We start from the raw sequence: 16437 nt of genomic DNA, 5'->3' as shown, positions 1-16437 counted from the left end.
TGGAGATTCTAGTTGATGTCGCTCGCCTTGCTTGCGCTGGAAGATGGCTCTCTGTTTTACGGAGAGTCCATCGGCGTTCCCGGGCAGACCGTGGGCGAGGTGGTGTTCAACACCGCCATGACCGGTTACCAGGAAATCCTCACCGACCCTTCCTACGCCCGGCAGATCGTCACCCTCACTTATCCCCACGTCGGCAATACCGGCGCCAATGCCGAGGATCTGGAGTCTGATCGCGTGTACGCCACCGGCCTCGTCATTCGTGATCTGCCGGCCGTTCACAGTAGTTTCCGCGCCACCGAATCGTTGCCGGATTTCATGCGCCGTCACCAACTCGTCGGCATCGCCGGTCTCGATACCCGCCGCCTGACGCGCCGGTTGCGCGAGCAAGGCGCGCTGAACGGCTGCCTCCTCGCGGTGGAGCAAGGCGCCAAGCTCGAGGCCAAGACCGCCGTGGACGCCGCGCGCGCGTTTCCGGGTTTGAAAGGCATGGACCTCGCGAAAGTGGTAAGCGTCAAGCAACCCTATCATTGGGATGAAGGGTTATGGCGTCTGGGCGGTAACCAGGTCAAGACGCCGCCGCCTCGGTTTCATGTCGTGGCGTACGATTACGGCATCAAGCGCAACCTCCTGCGGATGTTGGCGTCGCGAGGTTGTCGGCTCACGGTGGTGCCGGCGCAGACTCCGGCCGAGGCCGTGCTTCAGTTGCAACCGGACGGCGTGTTTCTGTCCAACGGTCCGGGAGACCCGGCGGTTTGCGATTACGCGATCACGGCAATCCGCCGCATCCTCGCCACCGGCCTGCCGGTATTTGGCATCTGCCTCGGACACCAATTATTGGGTCTCGCCGCCGGGGCGCGCACCATCAAAATGAAATTCGGTCATCACGGCGCCAACCATCCGGTGCTGGAAATCAGCAGTGGCCGCGTGCTGATCAGTAGTCAGAACCACGGCTTTGCCGTGGACGAAGCGAGTCTGCCTCCGAACCTGCGCGTGACGCATCGCTCGCTGTTCGATGGCTCGGTGCAGGGGCTGGAATTTACCAACCAACCGGTGTTCTGTTTTCAAGGGCATCCGGAGGCAAGCCCCGGGCCGCATGACGTCGCCTCGCTATTCGACAAGTTCATTGCCAGCATGGAACAACGGCCGCGCGCCGGCACCGCACCGTCTGAAAGGAGAATCCCCCCAGCGTGATGACTTGCGGCCCAAGCTTGTCCACCGGCCACTGACGTTATGCCCAAACGCACCGACATCAAAAGCGTCCTGATCATCGGGGCGGGTCCGATCATCATTGGTCAGGGGTGTGAGTTCGACTATTCCGGAGCGCAGGCCTGCAAGGCGCTCAGGGAGGAAGGTTACCGGGTCATCCTGGTGAACTCCAACCCGGCCACCATCATGACCGATCCGGAGATGGCCGACGCCACTTACATCGAGCCGATTACCTGGCCCACCATCGCCCAGATCATTCAACGGGAACGCCCCGACGCACTGCTGCCCACCATGGGCGGGCAGACCGCGCTTAATTGCGCGCTCGACCTTGATCGCGAAGGCGTGCTGGCGAAATTCAACGTCGAGATGATCGGCGCCAAACGGGAAGCCATCGAGAAGGCGGAAGACCGCGAGCGGTTCAAGCGGGCGATGGAAGCGATCGGACTCGAATGCGCTCGAGGGGCCATCGCCCACAGCCTGGAAGAAGCGCGGCAGGTGCAGGCGGCCATTGGATTCCCGGTGATCATTCGGCCCTCGTTCACGCTCGGAGGCACCGGCGGCGGCATCGCCTACAACCCGGACGAATTCATCGCGCTTTGCGAGCGCGGCCTCGAGGCCTCGCCCACGCACGAGTTGCTGATCGAGGAATCCATCATCGGTTGGAAGGAGTTCGAGATGGAAGTGGTGCGCGACCGCCAGGACAACTGCATCATCGTTTGCTCCATCGAGAACTTCGATCCCATGGGCGTGCATACCGGCGATTCCATCACGGTGGCTCCGGCGCAAACGCTCACGGACAAGGAATATCAACTCATGCGGAACGCCTCCATCGCGTGTCTGCGCGAGATCGGCGTTGATACCGGCGGCTCGAATGTGCAGTTCGCGATCAACCCGCGAGACGGACGTTCGATCATCATCGAAATGAACCCGCGCGTGTCGCGTTCGTCCGCCCTCGCCTCCAAGGCCACCGGTTTCCCGATCGCCAAAATCGCGGCCAAGCTGGCCATTGGTTACACCCTGGACGAGTTGAAGAACGACATCACCGGCGGCGTCACGCCCGCCTCGTTCGAACCGACTCTGGACTACGTGGTGACCAAGATTCCGCGTTTCACTTTCGAGAAATTTCCCCAGGCCGATGCCACGCTCACGACCCAGATGAAATCCGTGGGCGAAGCCATGGCCATCGGCCGAACCTTCCAGGAATCGTTGCAGAAGGCGTTGCGCTCGCTCGAAATCGGCAGCTACGGTTTTGAATCGAAGCTCGATCCGGCGCTGGACCAGGACGAAGCGCGTCGCCGCGTGACCCGGGCGCTGCGAGTGCCGGGCGCCGAGCGAATCTGGTACCTGGCCGACGCGTTCCGCCTGGGCCTGAGCGCCGCGGAAATTCACACGCTCTGCCACATTGATCCGTGGTTTCTTGCGCAGATCGCCGACCTGGTCGCGACCGAGCAGACCATTGCGCGACACGGCAAAACCGAGCCGTCAGCCGATTCGCTGCGCGCGTGGAAGCGCAAAGGTTTCTCCGACCGCCGGCTGGCAGCTCTCCTCGGCCAAAGTGAATTACAAGTGCGCCAGTGGCGCCACGCCGCGAGGGTGCGACCGGTGTACAAGCGCGTGGATTCCTGCGCCGCCGAATTTGCTTCATCCACCGCCTACCTGTACTCGACTTACGAGGAGGAATGTGAAGCGGCCCCGGAGCCGAAGAAAAAGATCATCGTGCTGGGCGGTGGCCCGAACCGCATCGGCCAAGGCATCGAATTCGATTATTGTTGCGTGCATGCCTCGTTCGCCCTGCGCGAGGACGGTTACCAGACCATCATGATCAACTGCAACCCGGAGACGGTCTCGACGGATTACGACACCTCCGACCGGTTGTACTTCGAGCCGCTCACGCTCGAGGACGTGATCGAGATCATTCACCTGGAACAACCCGTCGGCGTGATTGTGCAGTATGGCGGCCAGACCCCGCTCAAACTGGCCCGTGGACTTGCCGCCGCCGGCGCGCCGATCATCGGCACCAGCCCGGATTCCATTGACGTGGCCGAGGACCGGGAGCGGTTTCAGAAATTGATCCAACAGCTCCAACTGACGCAACCGCCGAACGCCACCGCGCGCACTCCCGAGGAGGCGGTCAAGCTGGCCGAACGGATCGGCTACCCGCTGGTGGTGCGACCGTCCTACGTGCTCGGCGGGCGCGCCATGGAAATCGTGCCGGCGCGTGAGGAACTGGAAACCTACATGCGCGTCGCGGTGCGCGTGTCCGAAGATTCGCCGGTGTTGCTCGATCACTTCCTCAACGACGCCACGGAGGTTGATGTGGACGCCGTGAGCGATGGCCGGCAGGTGCTTATTGGCGGCATTATGGAACACATCGAGGAGGCGGGCGTACATTCCGGCGATTCCGCCTGTTCGTTGCCGCCGTTTTCATTATCCCGAAAAATCCAGGATGAATTGCGCGAGCAGACCGCGAAGATGGCCCTGGCGCTCCAGGTCGTGGGACTGATGAATGTTCAATACGCGATTCAGAACGGCAAAATCTACGTGTTGGAAGTGAACCCGCGCGCCTCGCGCACCGTGCCGTACGTGTCGAAGGCCACCGGCCGGCCTCTGGCCAAAATCGCGGCGCGCTGCATGGCGGGGCAATCGCTGCAGAGCCAGGGCGTCGTCGGAGAGATCGTGCCGCCCTATTACTCGGTGAAGGAAGCGGTGTTTCCCTTCATCAAGTTTCCCGGAGTGGATACGGTGCTCGGTCCCGAGATGAAATCCACGGGCGAAGTCATGGGCGTGGGGCGCAGTTTTGGCGAGGCCTTTGCCAAGTCGCAACTCGCCGCCGGCAGCCCGATTCCCAAGGGCGGACGCATTTTTATCACCGTTCGCAACGCCGACCGGAACGGCGTGATCGAGGTTGCGCGCAGTTTCAGTCAGCAGGGATTTGAAATTCTCGCCACGCGCGGCACGGCGGCGGTGCTGGCCGGTGGAGGCGTCGCGGCGCGGGCGGTCAACAAACTGTCCGAAGGGCGTCCGCACATCATTGACATGATCATGAACGGCGAGGTGGACATCATCGTCAACACGGTTTCAGACCCGCAGAGCCTTGCTGATTCCTACGCCATCCGACGACAGGCCCTGCAACACAAGGTCACTTTCTACACCACCTTGGCGGCGGCGCGCGCCGCCAGCGCGGCGCACCGGGTGGCAACCGCAATCCAGGTCAACCGCTTGCAGGATTTGCACCGGGAATTATCCGTCCCATAGCCGCCCCATAGCCGCGCCATCCGCCGCCCGTCCGCAGCGGCGCCTTGGGATTGGGCTGAAAGCGCCCCACTGGGCGCACCCTTGGAACGGTCGTGCGATGGGACGTATTCCGGGCGGAACTTGTGGAGTTCATAGATTGACAGGCAGTTCAGAAAACCTCATTGTCCCGACACAATGATCTACCAACAACCAACCCGTGGCAACCATCGCAGACTTAGATTTTAGGCCACTTCGCACACGCATGAGATTTGTGGCACTCCTCGGATTTCTCGCTTCGCTATTCGGCGCTGGCTGCAAGCCAGCAGCGACCCCTCCGGCGCCACCACCACCGGAGGCAGACGCCATGAAGGGGTTGCGCACCATGATGCTGACCACGCCAGCATCCAAAGCGGGCATTGAGCCCAGCGAGAGATTCCCGAAGGTTTTCGGCATCGTGATGGATTTGCCAGTCTCAGGCGGGCACACGGCTACGGTCGTTTCGATGTGCGACGGACATGCGAGCCTTTATACCACTTCCACATTCGGCGTTCTCGGCGGCATCGGGCACGAGTCGGTTCGCATTGCATCCACCAATTTTGTCACTGCGGCGCAGGCGCATTACGATGCGGCGACACCGACTACCGATTATCCATATCCAGTGCCCGACCACGTTCGGTTCTATCTGCTTGGCTTCGATGGCGTGCGCGTTATCGATTCGGAGATTTCTGCAGCAGAGAAGCGTGGCGGTCAGTATTCAGCGATGTGGGCGGCCGGTCAGGGCGTTCTGACTGAGTTGCGATTGGTTACCCAGAAGAAGTGAGATAATCGGGTGCTGCAGTGTCTATGAGGGTCTTCAAGCGGGTCGCTGAGTTTCCGCCGGTTTTCTTTCCATGAGGTTTTGGACGCGCGGAGCGTAACGGAGTGAAGCGGTGGCGCGCGCGGTTGCGGTATCTGGAAGAACTGTTAATCATCGAGAGGTTGCTCACAGTTTTTTTTTGGGGGGGGGGCTGGCAAAACTTAGCCCGAACAATGCGATTGGAGTTTGGGTGGAACGGGCCACTGGCCCGTTCGGTCGGGCTACCAGCCCGATTGCCGAACGCCAAGCGTGCGAACCCCATAGTGTGCGATCTCCGTGCGCTCGGCTGGGCGGCAGGTTGCCGCCCAGAACGGCCAAGTTGGCCGTTCCACCTGGAGCAACTGCATCCTTCCGGGTTAGCGCGGAGCGCGTCCGAAGGTAGCCCACGGCGAGAGCCGTGGGTTGAATGTTGCACCACCCCAAGCCCCAGCGGGGCGACAGAAAGGGCGCGCAAAATTTCAGCGGGTATCGGTTCTGGACGGACCCGCGAATGTCCCTCCCGATATAACGTCGCCGTCGCCTTGAGCGCGTGCCCGGTCAATAATGTGGCTGCGGCGTCCCGCCGCAGTTCCGATCGAACCAAGTCGAGACGCTTCGGTGGCCCTTAACTTTAGAACCCTTTGTCGTCCGCGAGACGCGAACGACGACCGCCGAGACGGCGGTGCTCCCCCAATTCCCATCCTCTGCCAATCATTCCCTTGCCTTTCTGGGGAAGTGGATTGGCATTGCGATAATTCCCGTTCGTGTATTTCGTGTATTTCGCGGTTGTATTTTCCTTGGGAGGGACGCGTTCCACCGCGTCCCTGATGAGTTGGGGACGACGTGGAAGTCGTCCCTCCCGACACAACGACGGCGATGCGAGCGTATGGGTAGGGCGGGCATGATTTTTGACAGGATGAATAAGATTTACCGGATCAAATTTTTGATTGGTGGCTGGATTGCGTTCCGCGTTTGAACTCCAACTGCTTCGCGCCAAGATTCAGCAACAATCATCCCTTGTAATTCGCCTATCTCTCGGGGCCTCGGCGCCTCGGTGGCCTTTTACTTTGGAGCCTGAATGTCGTCCGCGAGACGCGAACGACGACCGCCGAGACGGCGGTGCTCCCTCACTCCCCATTCCTCTGCCAGTCATTCCCCTGTCTTCCCGTTCGTGTATTTCGTGTATTTCGCGGTTGTAGCCACTTTGGAATTAAACGCTTTCCCCTCTCCCGGCCTCGCTCATCCATTTGGGCGTTGCGTTTCAAGAATCGTCAGACTGGAAAAAAGCTTCATAAACCTCGCGCACGGCGGAGCGCCATTGCGCCAGGGCCGCGCGAAACGTCGCGGGCGCAGCAAAGCCGCACCGCACGGCCACGCGATAATACGGCGCCGGATCATGCGGCAGGACGGTTTCTCCGACGTAGCTCCAGCGGCGCAGGATGCTTTCCACGCGGCGAAGTTGCCGGTAATTCTCCAGCAACTTTTCCGCGTCGGGCAATAGTCCGGCGACGGCGGCCCGTTCGAGTGCTCGTAAGGTGTGCGCTTCCTGCCAGCCGTGTTCGAGGCACAGAGCCTGGGCGATGAACTCGGCATCCATCAATCCACCCTTGCCGGTCTTGATGGCCAGTTCATCCTGACCGGCGGGCGTACGCTCGTTCTCGATGCGCCGGCGCATCTCATGAATCCGACGCTTCCAATCCTGCGTGGCGCTCACCGGCAATATCGAAGCGGCCTCGCGCCTGGTGTGGTTGGTGCGTTCTGGTGACTCTGCTCCGGCGTGGGAAAAATCCGTCATTTGCGCGGCCAGTTGCTGGAAGCGCGCACCGAGTTTAAGGTCGCCGGCCACCGGTCGCGTTCGGGTGAGCGATTGAAGCTCCCACAACTGTGCTCGTTTCAAATAGTATTCGGCTGAGGCGTTCAACGAGTTTACCAACGGCCCGTTGTCTCCATCCGGTCGCAACCGCGCGTCGGTTTGAAACGTGATACCCTGATCCGTCCGGCGGGAAAGCAAGTCCATGATCTCGGCGGCCAGGCGTTGCAGGGGCGGGAGTTTTGACGGTGGAACATCCGCGACAAATACGAGATCGAGGTCCGAGCCGTAATTGATTTCGTTCCCGCCCAGTTTCCCGAGGCCAATGATCACGAACGGCGGAGTCTTGAGTTGGTATCGGTGCATGACGACCTCCAAAGCGTATTGGAGGCAGGCATCGGCCAGCGCCGACAGTTCTTCCAGGTTCTGCTCGAAGTCCGCCAGACCGAGAATGTCGCGCAAGCCCAGCCGCGTCAGTTCGGATTCGTGATAACGGCGCAGCCAGACGTGTTGGTCGGCATCCCGCAGGCCGTGGCGGAGGTCATCCAGGATTTTCGCCGCCGGTTTGCGCAGCGTCAGACGTCCGCCGTAAACGAGATCGTCCAGCAATTCAGGCGACCGGATCAACGCTTCAGCCAGGAATTCCGAACGGTCGAACAACAACAGCAGCAGTTCGAAAAAATTGGGATGGTTGTGCCACAGCTCGAACAGCGCGGCGCGCGCGCCATAGACCGCGATGAAACGGTTCAGGCGCGTGAGCACCCGATCCGGATCGGAAAGAGTTTTGGGCGGCAGCATCAGCGCTTCGGATTGGCCATCATCGGTGCGGCACAAGCCCAGGAATTGGGGCAGAAGGTTGCGGGCCAGTTCGAGCGTGCGCGTGGAAACATGCCCGAACCCCGGGCCTTCCATGAATTCCTTGAGCGCGCGAAATGAGTTGTCCACATCCTGAAACCAATGTCGCGTCAGGACGGCTTTCCACTCGGCTGCCGTGCCGTCAAAGGTTTGCGGAAACGGTGAGTCCGATGGAGCATCTTCACCTCGGAACATTTCGTCGAACACGCGGCGGACGTTTTGGCAGTGGGCTTGGCGGGTCGGTTCAAAAGTTTCCCAGGTGGCAAAACCCATCAGCCGGGCCAGCCGCTCCTGCGCGCGGCGATCCTTGGGAATCGTGTGCGTCTGACGGTGCTCGTCCATTTGGAGGCGGTGCTCTACGTCCCGCAAAAAGAGGTAGGCGGACGGCAACTCGCGCGCATCCCGCTCTTCCAGCAGATGATATTGCGCCAGCTTGGCGAGGCACGGGAGCGTTTGCGCGGATTGCAGAAACGGGATTTGGCCCGCATAAATCAGCTGCCGCGCTTGGGCGATGAATTCAATTTCCCGAATGCCGCCGCGCCCGAGTTTCACGTTGCGTTCCAACGCCTCCGCGTCCAACAGTTCGCGTTCGATGCGCGTTTTCATCGCCGCGATCTCACGCAAGACGTTCGGATTCACCGATCGGGGAAAGCGAAACGGCTGAATCATCTCCAGGAACTCGGCGGCGAGGCGGTTGTCGCCCGCGACGCCGCGCGCTTTGATCAGCATCATCCGCTCCCAGGTTTGCCCCCACTGACTGTAATAATTTTCGTAGCTGGCCAGGGAGCGGCACAGGGGTCCTGTGGCGCCTTCCGGGCGCAAACGCACGTCTATTCGGAACAATGCGCCGTCCTCCGTCAGCCGCAACACTTCCGCGATGAACGCCTCGGCCAGCCGGTTGAAGAATTGGTGATTGGACAACGCGGACGCGGGGGCATTGGTCTTCGTGGGCCGTTCCTTGAACACCTGTCCTTCCTCGCTATAAACGAAGAGCAGGTCCACATCCGAATTGTAATTCAATTCCTGCCCGCCCAATTTGCCCAGGCCGAGAACGCAACCCGCCGTCGGCTGCCAGCGCCCCGCCGGGTCCTGGTGATGGGGCTGACCCAAACGCTCGTTGAACTGTTGCCAACACGAGCGCCACACGAATTCGAGACAGACGTCCGCCACATCAGAAATTTCCTGAAGCGTCTCGGTCGTACTTCCGAGCCGCGCCAGATCACGGGCGGCAATCCGGAGCATTTGCGTCTGTTTGAAACGGCGCAACCCGCTGAACCCCGCGTCGTAATTCCGCGCCGCCAGCAACGACTCCAAGCTCGCCGCAATTTCCTGGCGCAGCCCTTGAATCCGTCGCGGGTGGCGAAGGTTCTCCAGCTCCAGCAATGCCAGCCATTGCGGATTGGCGATCAGCAACGCACCGAGCGCCTGCGACCCGCTGAACAGCATGGCGAGGACTCGCGCCTGTTCCTCTGTGGCGTCGCTCAACCTCGGCGCGGCGTCGGTCGCCGCCAGCGACTCCCAAACGTGCCGCGCGCGTGGCGGATCGGGACAGGCATTGATGATTTCGGACCACACCGGATTCTTCATGCGCTCCTCCGTCCAGGTTGAACCGAGGAAGCCGGACACGACCTTGGAGTTTCGCCGCTTAGCGCTCTGATCCGCGGACACCAGCAAAACTTTGCCTCTGACCGAGCTTCCTGGCGCTCTGGGGTCAGGGACATCGGCACGGTCTGCCGGCCTTGGAACGACCAGAAGATGCGGCGGCAAGCGCATTTCTCCGAAGTCAAAACGATATTCACACAAACGGAAAACTGGTGACATGATGACCCCAGTGGAGGGGGTTGGGCAAGTAGAAGTGGTGGCGTTTGGCCAGATTGAGGGGTTGCCAGTTCAGAACCGCCCCGGCTAGTATCATGGCACGTAAATTACGCATGGGTGCCGTAGTTGTCCAGGATCAGGTGCAGCGTTACTGCTCCTGAAAATTCGGTATCTAAGCGCCGCAGGAATTTCAAAAACTCCTGGTGGCGGTGTCGCGGAAACACGGGCCAATGACCCGCCCCTCGACGACATGCAGTGCGGCAAACAAGGTGGTGGCCCTCGCCTGCGCCAGCACGGACGCCTTCGGCCAACTTCGCTCGCGCTGCGTGATGACCTAGAGCAGATTGCGCGAGGATCAGGTGTGCCGCGTTGGTGGTGTCTAATGGTGATGGTTACAACGTCGGCAGTCAGAAACTTTCGTGCCTGGGACGTCAGGCAACATTGAAACCACAGAATGGAAAGATTGCGCTGCGCATTTTTGTGGATCGCGGTGCGGTGGATATTTTTGGCGCGGCGGGTCGGCTCTACATGCCCATGGCCGCGAAGATGTCGCCGGAAAACCAAACGCTAAAACTTTCGTGTAAAAATGGAGCGACTGCGGTTGAATCCTTGCAGATTCACGAGTTGAAGTCCGCTTGGTAGCGACGCGTTTCCTGGTGAACGTGACAGCACGGGCATCGCCCCTGCTTAAGGTGATCGAAAAATTACCGGTGGGAGTCTGATTCCCCTCGCCGCTCCAGCTTCAACCGCGTTGCCGCGCGAACGCTTAATGCTCAAACACCTCGCGCACGGAACGACCGGTCCACACCTGCGGCGGTTGCACGCCAAAAATTCGCGCCAACGTCGCGGCGGTGTCATAATGCACCACGCTCGAATTGATTTTGTGTCCGGGCTTGATGCCTGGTCCGGCGATCACCCAAGGCGTCTGCATTTCGCGCAGCGTTTTACCACCGTGCCCTTTATTGATGCCACCATGATCCGAAATGATGATTATGAGCGTATCCCGATCCATGTCGGCCGCCTGCAACGCGGCCATCAATTTGCCGAATTCCGCGTCGCACTGTTTCAGCATGTCATAATACTGCGGCGTATCGTGACCTTCGCCGTGTCCGACGCCATCGGGTTGATCGTAGCAGACAAAAGTGAACAGCGGTTTCTTCTCGGTGAGATAGCGCACGGTGGCTGTGGTCAGTGATTCCGGAGTCTGCTCCTGTTTCTCAAAATTCACCGCGCCGTTTTCAAAGACGTAATGAATGCCATCCCATTGATAGAGGACACCCATTTCCGCCGTTGGATACGCCTCGCGTACCAGACCGAAAATTCCTGGAAAAATCCCGTACTTGCTCACGACGCGAGCGGGCGGCATCGAGGTTTTGGAATTCCACTCGGTATAGCCATGCAACTCTGTTCCCGCGCCCATGAGGTGCGTTGCCCAATTGGCCGCACTCGACGAGGGAAGCACCGTCCGGGTCTCCAAAGAAATGGCTCCGCGCGCCGCCAGCGCTTTCAGGTTCGGGATTTCGGCCTGCTCCCAGGCATAAGCGCCAAATCCATCAAACCCAATCAGGAGCACGTGCTTGACCCCTGGCAACAGTTGACCGCTCGCGTCGCCGTGGTGGTAATGATGCGCCGTCCGACACGCACTCAATGAACCAACGACCAGCAAAGCGCCCAGGCTAACGAGCGCTTTTCGCCACAAATTAAAACGCGATTGAGGTTGGCCGTCAGACCGGATGCCCGGCGCGACGGTACGGCGAGATCGAGAATTGAGTTCGTATCGCATGGAAGCAATGCTGCCAACGAGTAACGCAACCTGTCAACGCTTGCTTTCCGACGGCTTCCCGACGCTCGTGCGGAGCGTAAAAATGACCTAACCCGGGACGAATTTGATCTTGAAGATTATCCGCCGCGGTGACCTTCGCGTGGATCGAAAATAAACGCAGAAGACTTAAATATCCACCACCACCGCTCAGAGCATTTCACAGGCATCCTACTACCGAATGACTGTGTCTCAAAAAGACACTTCCCAATGTGGTTGGTGATCGAAATTCCAACGCCGCCGATTTGCTTCACCGTTGCTCACCAAATCGGAATTTTTCATCGTTACCACATGCCCATCAGCAAAGGAAACATTCGAGCCGCCATTGTGTCGCTCCGACGAGGGCGTGCTGCTGATGGACAATAAAAATGCGAAAATATTGGTAAAGCCGGGCTGCGGGAATGAATCGGTAATGGCGATCATGGCGGCGGGCGCCACCACGTCGGTCACCCGCACGGCGGGTTTGGTCTGCCCAGGATTAACCTGCACTCCCAACCCCAGATAGACAGTCCAACTGACCGCGTCGGCGGAACCGATCCCGAAGCCGTTGTAACCATAACTCACGCCAGCCACGCGTCCGGGCGTGGCCGGATCACGATGGTAGGCGTTACCGGAGATCCACACGAGCGATTGCTCGATCGGCCACTCCCCCTTGAAAGTCGGACAATTCATCACGTTGAAGTTGTTGCCGTAATAAGGCGCGAGGAAGTGAAACCACGTCTTGGAAACATTCGCATCCACGGTGTAAGGGTAGAGCGCCCCATCCGCGAGATACATTTGCAGCGCGAATCCCAACTGCCGCAGATTATTTTTGCAAACGGTATTCTTACTCGCGACTTTGGCTCGCTGCAAAGCCGGCAGAAGCAGCGCCGCCAGAATCGCAATGATTGCAATCACCACCAACAACTCAATGAGCGTAAATCCGCCTGGCCTGCGGAACGGTTTACGCCACTGGGAATGTCGAGCCGCACTGGTAAAATCAAACTCCATCCCGCCCTCAGATAGCACGCGTTACTGGCGTTGGCAAAAGTAAACGAGGCAGATTCACCCGCGTGCGTTGATTGATTGGGTCACCAGGTCGCAGACATCGGCCAGCGAGCAACCTCGCGTTGCCGAGAAAACTCCGCGGCACTTCATGACGCGTCCGGAATAAAGTCGCCTACCAGGGGTCTCTCCAGGACACAAAATGGTTTGCGGAAAAACTACAAAGACGACCCTGTGTGGATCGGCTTTGCTCGATATTTGAAGAATGGTTAATTGCCGGATTTCCGTCGCCACGAAGCGACGATGGCCGCCAGGCCCAACAATGTAAGCGCGGTCGTGGTAGGCTCAGGCACTACCGGAGTCACCAAAGTCTTGTCTTTCAAAATCTCCACGCTCTGTCCCGCTTCAATTACGAAGTCCCATTGGAAGGCCCAGGTTACATCGCCCGTTAGTGGTCCGCCCTTGTCATTCAAATTATAGCCTTTTTTGTGCAAAAGCTTATCCAAGGTGCCCCCCGCACCAGCGAGACGCGTCTCGAACCGGGAAGAGGAAGGCGAAATAATCGCTTCCTGGATCCCGAACGATAATTCCGTTTGCCTCACGCTATCCCGCCCCAGAAACTCAACCGTATCGTTCTGCGCGGTGCCCAATAAGTTAAAATCCGAGTATTGGAAAAAATGAAGGTCAAGGTCACAGCCGCTGAGGTTTTCAATTGAAATACTTTCCTGGATGTCCGCGCTACTCACCCCGAGTCCGGTAAGGACATAGGTGATCGTGAGCGACACCTCTGAGTTTGCGTAGTTGAGAGCCAATGAATTGGCGGAGCCACCAAGCAAAGAGGCGGTGCTAATCGAATTAATGGGCGCCGCATAACCGGAGTTGCCAATCCGGTAATAAAACCACTGTTGGTTAAGTTGTTCCTGATTTCCAACGATCCAGGAATACATTCCCGCGCCGCCATCGGCATCAATTTTGGCCGTAGAGTATCCGTCATTCAGGGTGTACTCCGCGGCATTCACCGCGGTGGCAAAGGCCATTGAGAGCGCACCAACCGCCAAAACGGATCGTGCGCCGGTTAGGAAAGTGACAAATTTAAGTTGCATATGACTTCATTGAACTGAATTGACGGGTTTTCGCTTCTGTTGTTTTCCAAGTCTGAGTCCGGTTTTAGTTTCTAATTCAAATCGTTTTTCGACGGCGTGTGAGCAGTGCCATTACACCAACCAACAGCAATGATCCTGAAGTTGGTTCGGGCACCAAACTGATCAACTGACTGATGACCAGGCTATCGCCCGCTTCTCCATGCGCCGCCAAGATGGCATCCCATTGAAAGCTAAAGGTGACATTCCCCGAGGCGCTGGCAGCGTCACCGAGAGTCGTGGCGCTCGCATCCAGCAAACTGCTCAATGTGGTATTAAATGGCGCTGCATCGAAATGACCAACCGGAGCCGTGCTGGCATTAACCGTTGCGGTCAGGGTTCGCATGCCGTCAGTTTGGGTGACTTGATATGATTGATTTGCGCCATCAAAACTGAACTGGGCCGTCTGCCCACCTGTAACTCCCATGAGATCGAAGTCAGAATATTGAAAAAGATGAAAATCCAATGGCGAGGCGGAGAGATTCTTCACCGTTACGCTCTGGCTTAGACCTGACTTTCCCGAACCCGCCGTACTCCCAATGAGTTGATAGACCGTACGCACGCTGAACAATGAATTCGCATAGGTGACATCCAAGAAGCTCAAGGCATTCGGAATCTGGGTGACCGAAACCGTGGGATTACTGGAAATGCCTAACAGAGAAGATTCAGCACCGGAGCCAACCCGATAGAACAAGCCTTGGAAATTCAATGAATTGACGCCATCAACGGTCCAATTCACCAATCCGGTATCGGCACTTGTAACATTGATGTCCAGTGACGAATTCCGATTAACCAATGTAATCTCGCCCCCACCCGAGCATGGCGATGTGAATGCCACTAAAACTAACAACAGAATGCCAGCGGCGAAATGGTTCCAGCGCATAGACTTAGGCTACTTTTATGTTCTTCTGAATTCGAACTTCACCCACCACCACCAAGGCGTCAGGTGTGTTACATGTTACCTACAACGCTAATTGCAGGTAACGGCTGCATTTAACCAGATAATCAATGTAAGTCAAGATTTTTTACACTGGCGCCTTCTTTTTTGACAAATAAGCGTAAGCACCTTTTTTTAGGAAACTAACGAGCTTAAATCCATCAAGATTGACGGTGGTGTAATCTACGGATTTCTGCCATTTTTGCGGGCAAGATCATGCTCTCTCTCAATATCCGACAGCCATGAAAAGCATCGCAGTCCCCAAAAAGCCTGCCGGTTCGCGTGAGTCCACCGCGGTGACAAATCCATCCAAGCTGGTAGGATGGTGCTGCAAACGCGCTCAGCATCGGTTTACAGTCAGCTCCTTTTCATTCGTTTGGAGAAACGGGATTCTTGGTTGTTGGTTGCTCGCCGTGTCGCTGGCACTGGGCGGAGAGAAAGTCGGCGTGCTTACTTCGGGGCCGCAGGCGGGGCATTATCTGAGCTGGCGCGGTCAGCCGTTGTTGTTGGTGGGCGATTCGGTGACGCAGGGTTGGATGGAGTGCGGCACAAACTTCGATCAAGCCGCTTATGTGAAGTCCCTGGCCGAGCGCCGCATCAATCTGCTCATGCTCTGGGCGTATAAGGGCACGAACGCAAAAATGCAACAGCACGATCGGCGCATCGGCTACGACGCCCCGGAGTTGTGGCCGTGGCGCGGTTCGCCCGATGCCGGTGATTTCGACCTGTTGCAATTCAACCCACTTTATTTTGAACGGCTCAAAGCGCTGGTAGCACTCGCGGAGAGTCGCGGTATTGTGGTGTTGATCACGGTGCACGATGGCTGGACGAAGGAGGCCTTTGCCGGGCATCCGTTCAATGGGGCGTTGGGCAACGGGCCGTTGTCCGATAAACGACAATACGTTCAGTTGGCAGATTATGAGCGGGAGATGCCGTCGGATTTTGACGCAGCGTGGAATTGGCGGCAGCGCAACCAGTATTTCCAGGAACGGTTCTGCGCCAAACTCATCAGCGAACTCGCGCCGTTTTCCAACGTCATTTTTGAGCTGTTCAACGAGGGGGAATGGTATGCTGCCGTCGCGCGCCGCCACCACGAGCAGCACTTCCTCGAGTTTTTCCGCACGCGTTGCGACAACCTGCTGCTCTCGAACACGGACGGCATCCATGGTGATGCTCCGCATCAGGATGCCCGGGTGGACGTCATCACGCTGCATCCGCAAGGTTGGATTGGGAAGTTCCCGGTGTTCGCCAAAGGTTTCCATACGGCACCGCCCAAACCGTATCTTTACAGTGAACCGGTGCCCGAGTTCGATGGCGTGAAACCGTCGCTGGCGGAGGTTCGTCGCAGCGTCTGGGAAACAGTTTTAGCGGGGGCCGGCTGGGTGAATCAGAACGATCCCAGCTTTGGTTGGGATGTGCGTGCGGCCATCGCGAAGCAGGCGTTGGCGCGCGATCACGCCTACGACCTGGCCGGTCATTGCGCCCGGTTTTTCCACGACTTCGGTGTGCGTTTCTGGCGGATGCACCCGGACGAGAACGTGGCGAGTACCGGCATCTGCCTCACGGCGCCGGGCGAGGAATATGTGGTCTATACGCCAACCAACGCGCCGTTTACCGTGGATTTGTCATCGGCGGCGGGCCATAAGTTCAAGGTGCAATGGATGAATCCAGCAACCGGCGAATTTCTGATTGATGCAGCGGAAATCGAAGGAGGCACGATCCGCGCTTTTCAATCACCGGAGTTACGTGACGCGGTGTTGCATCTCCGCAAGCTGGAGCCATGAGGCGAATGGAGCGCAG

10 protein-coding genes and 2 pseudogenes are annotated in these 16437 nt (G+C 58.4%); 5 read left to right on the top strand and 7 right to left on the bottom strand.

The features are described from left to right. Positions 1–15: 15 nt before the first annotated feature. The 3 genes from carA to M9920_11370 all read left to right on the top strand — a co-directional run bounded on the left by carA (position 16) and on the right by M9920_11370 (position 5260). Complete coding sequence (carA, locus tag M9920_11380) at positions 16–1191, top strand: glutamine-hydrolyzing carbamoyl-phosphate synthase small subunit (GenBank protein ID MCO5052893.1); 1176 nt, start codon at positions 16–18, stop codon at positions 1189–1191. A 39-nt stretch (positions 1192–1230) separates the two neighbouring features. Further along, the gene (gene carB, locus M9920_11375) at positions 1231–4461 is read left to right on the top strand and encodes a carbamoyl-phosphate synthase large subunit (protein ID MCO5052892.1); all 3231 of its coding nucleotides are present in this window, start codon (positions 1231–1233) and stop codon (positions 4459–4461) included. Between the two features lie 343 nt (positions 4462–4804). After that, positions 4805–5260: a hypothetical protein gene (locus M9920_11370; GenBank protein ID MCO5052891.1), complete on the top strand. Its 456-nt coding sequence runs from the start codon at positions 4805–4807 to the stop codon at positions 5258–5260. Positions 5261–6536: 1276 nt separating this feature from the next. On the opposite strand, the gene glnE is transcribed toward M9920_11370, so the two are convergent. Continuing rightward, positions 6537–9566, bottom strand: coding sequence for a bifunctional [glutamate--ammonia ligase]-adenylyl-L-tyrosine phosphorylase/[glutamate--ammonia-ligase] adenylyltransferase (glnE, locus tag M9920_11365; protein MCO5052890.1), 3030 nt, complete (start codon positions 9564–9566; stop codon positions 6537–6539). Positions 9567–9871: 305 nt separating this feature from the next. Next, a pseudogene (locus M9920_11360) lies at positions 9872–10032 on the bottom strand (IS630 family transposase). Between the two features lie 101 nt (positions 10033–10133). On the opposite strand from M9920_11360, the gene M9920_11355 reads away from it, so the two are divergent. Then, the gene (locus tag M9920_11355; GenBank protein ID MCO5052889.1) at positions 10134–10400 is read left to right on the top strand and encodes a GH32 C-terminal domain-containing protein; all 267 of its coding nucleotides are present in this window, start codon (positions 10134–10136) and stop codon (positions 10398–10400) included. A gap of 124 nt (positions 10401–10524) precedes the next feature. Here the strand turns inward: M9920_11355 and M9920_11350 are convergent, their stop codons facing one another. From M9920_11350 to M9920_11330, 5 genes and pseudogenes are all read right to left on the bottom strand, one after another. Then, positions 10525–11541, bottom strand: coding sequence for an alkaline phosphatase (locus M9920_11350; GenBank protein ID MCO5052888.1), 1017 nt, complete (start codon positions 11539–11541; stop codon positions 10525–10527). A 228-nt stretch (positions 11542–11769) separates the two neighbouring features. Next, on the bottom strand, positions 11770–12000 hold the full coding sequence (locus M9920_11345) for a hypothetical protein (GenBank protein ID MCO5052887.1): 231 nt from the start codon (positions 11998–12000) through the stop codon (positions 11770–11772). A 423-nt stretch (positions 12001–12423) separates the two neighbouring features. Then, positions 12424–12489, bottom strand: a pseudogene (locus M9920_11340) (hypothetical protein). Positions 12490–12830: 341 nt separating this feature from the next. Continuing rightward, complete coding sequence (locus tag M9920_11335) at positions 12831–13598, bottom strand: PEP-CTERM sorting domain-containing protein (protein ID MCO5052886.1); 768 nt, start codon at positions 13596–13598, stop codon at positions 12831–12833. Positions 13599–13740: 142 nt separating this feature from the next. Continuing rightward, positions 13741–14583: a PEP-CTERM sorting domain-containing protein gene (locus M9920_11330; protein ID MCO5052885.1), complete on the bottom strand. Its 843-nt coding sequence runs from the start codon at positions 14581–14583 to the stop codon at positions 13741–13743. 467 nt (positions 14584–15050) lie between these two features. On the opposite strand from M9920_11330, the gene M9920_11325 reads away from it, so the two are divergent. Then, positions 15051–16421, top strand: a complete 1371-nt coding sequence (locus tag M9920_11325; protein MCO5052884.1) for a hypothetical protein — start codon at positions 15051–15053, stop codon at positions 16419–16421. The last annotated feature ends 16 nt before the right edge of the window (positions 16422–16437 follow it).

This window comes from Verrucomicrobiia bacterium (assembly GCA_023953615.1).
Classification (GTDB): domain Bacteria; phylum Verrucomicrobiota; class Verrucomicrobiia; order Limisphaerales; family JADLHS01; genus JADLHS01.
The sequence above is the reverse complement of the archived record's forward strand: the minus strand, read 5'-3'. Positions and strand labels throughout refer to the sequence as shown.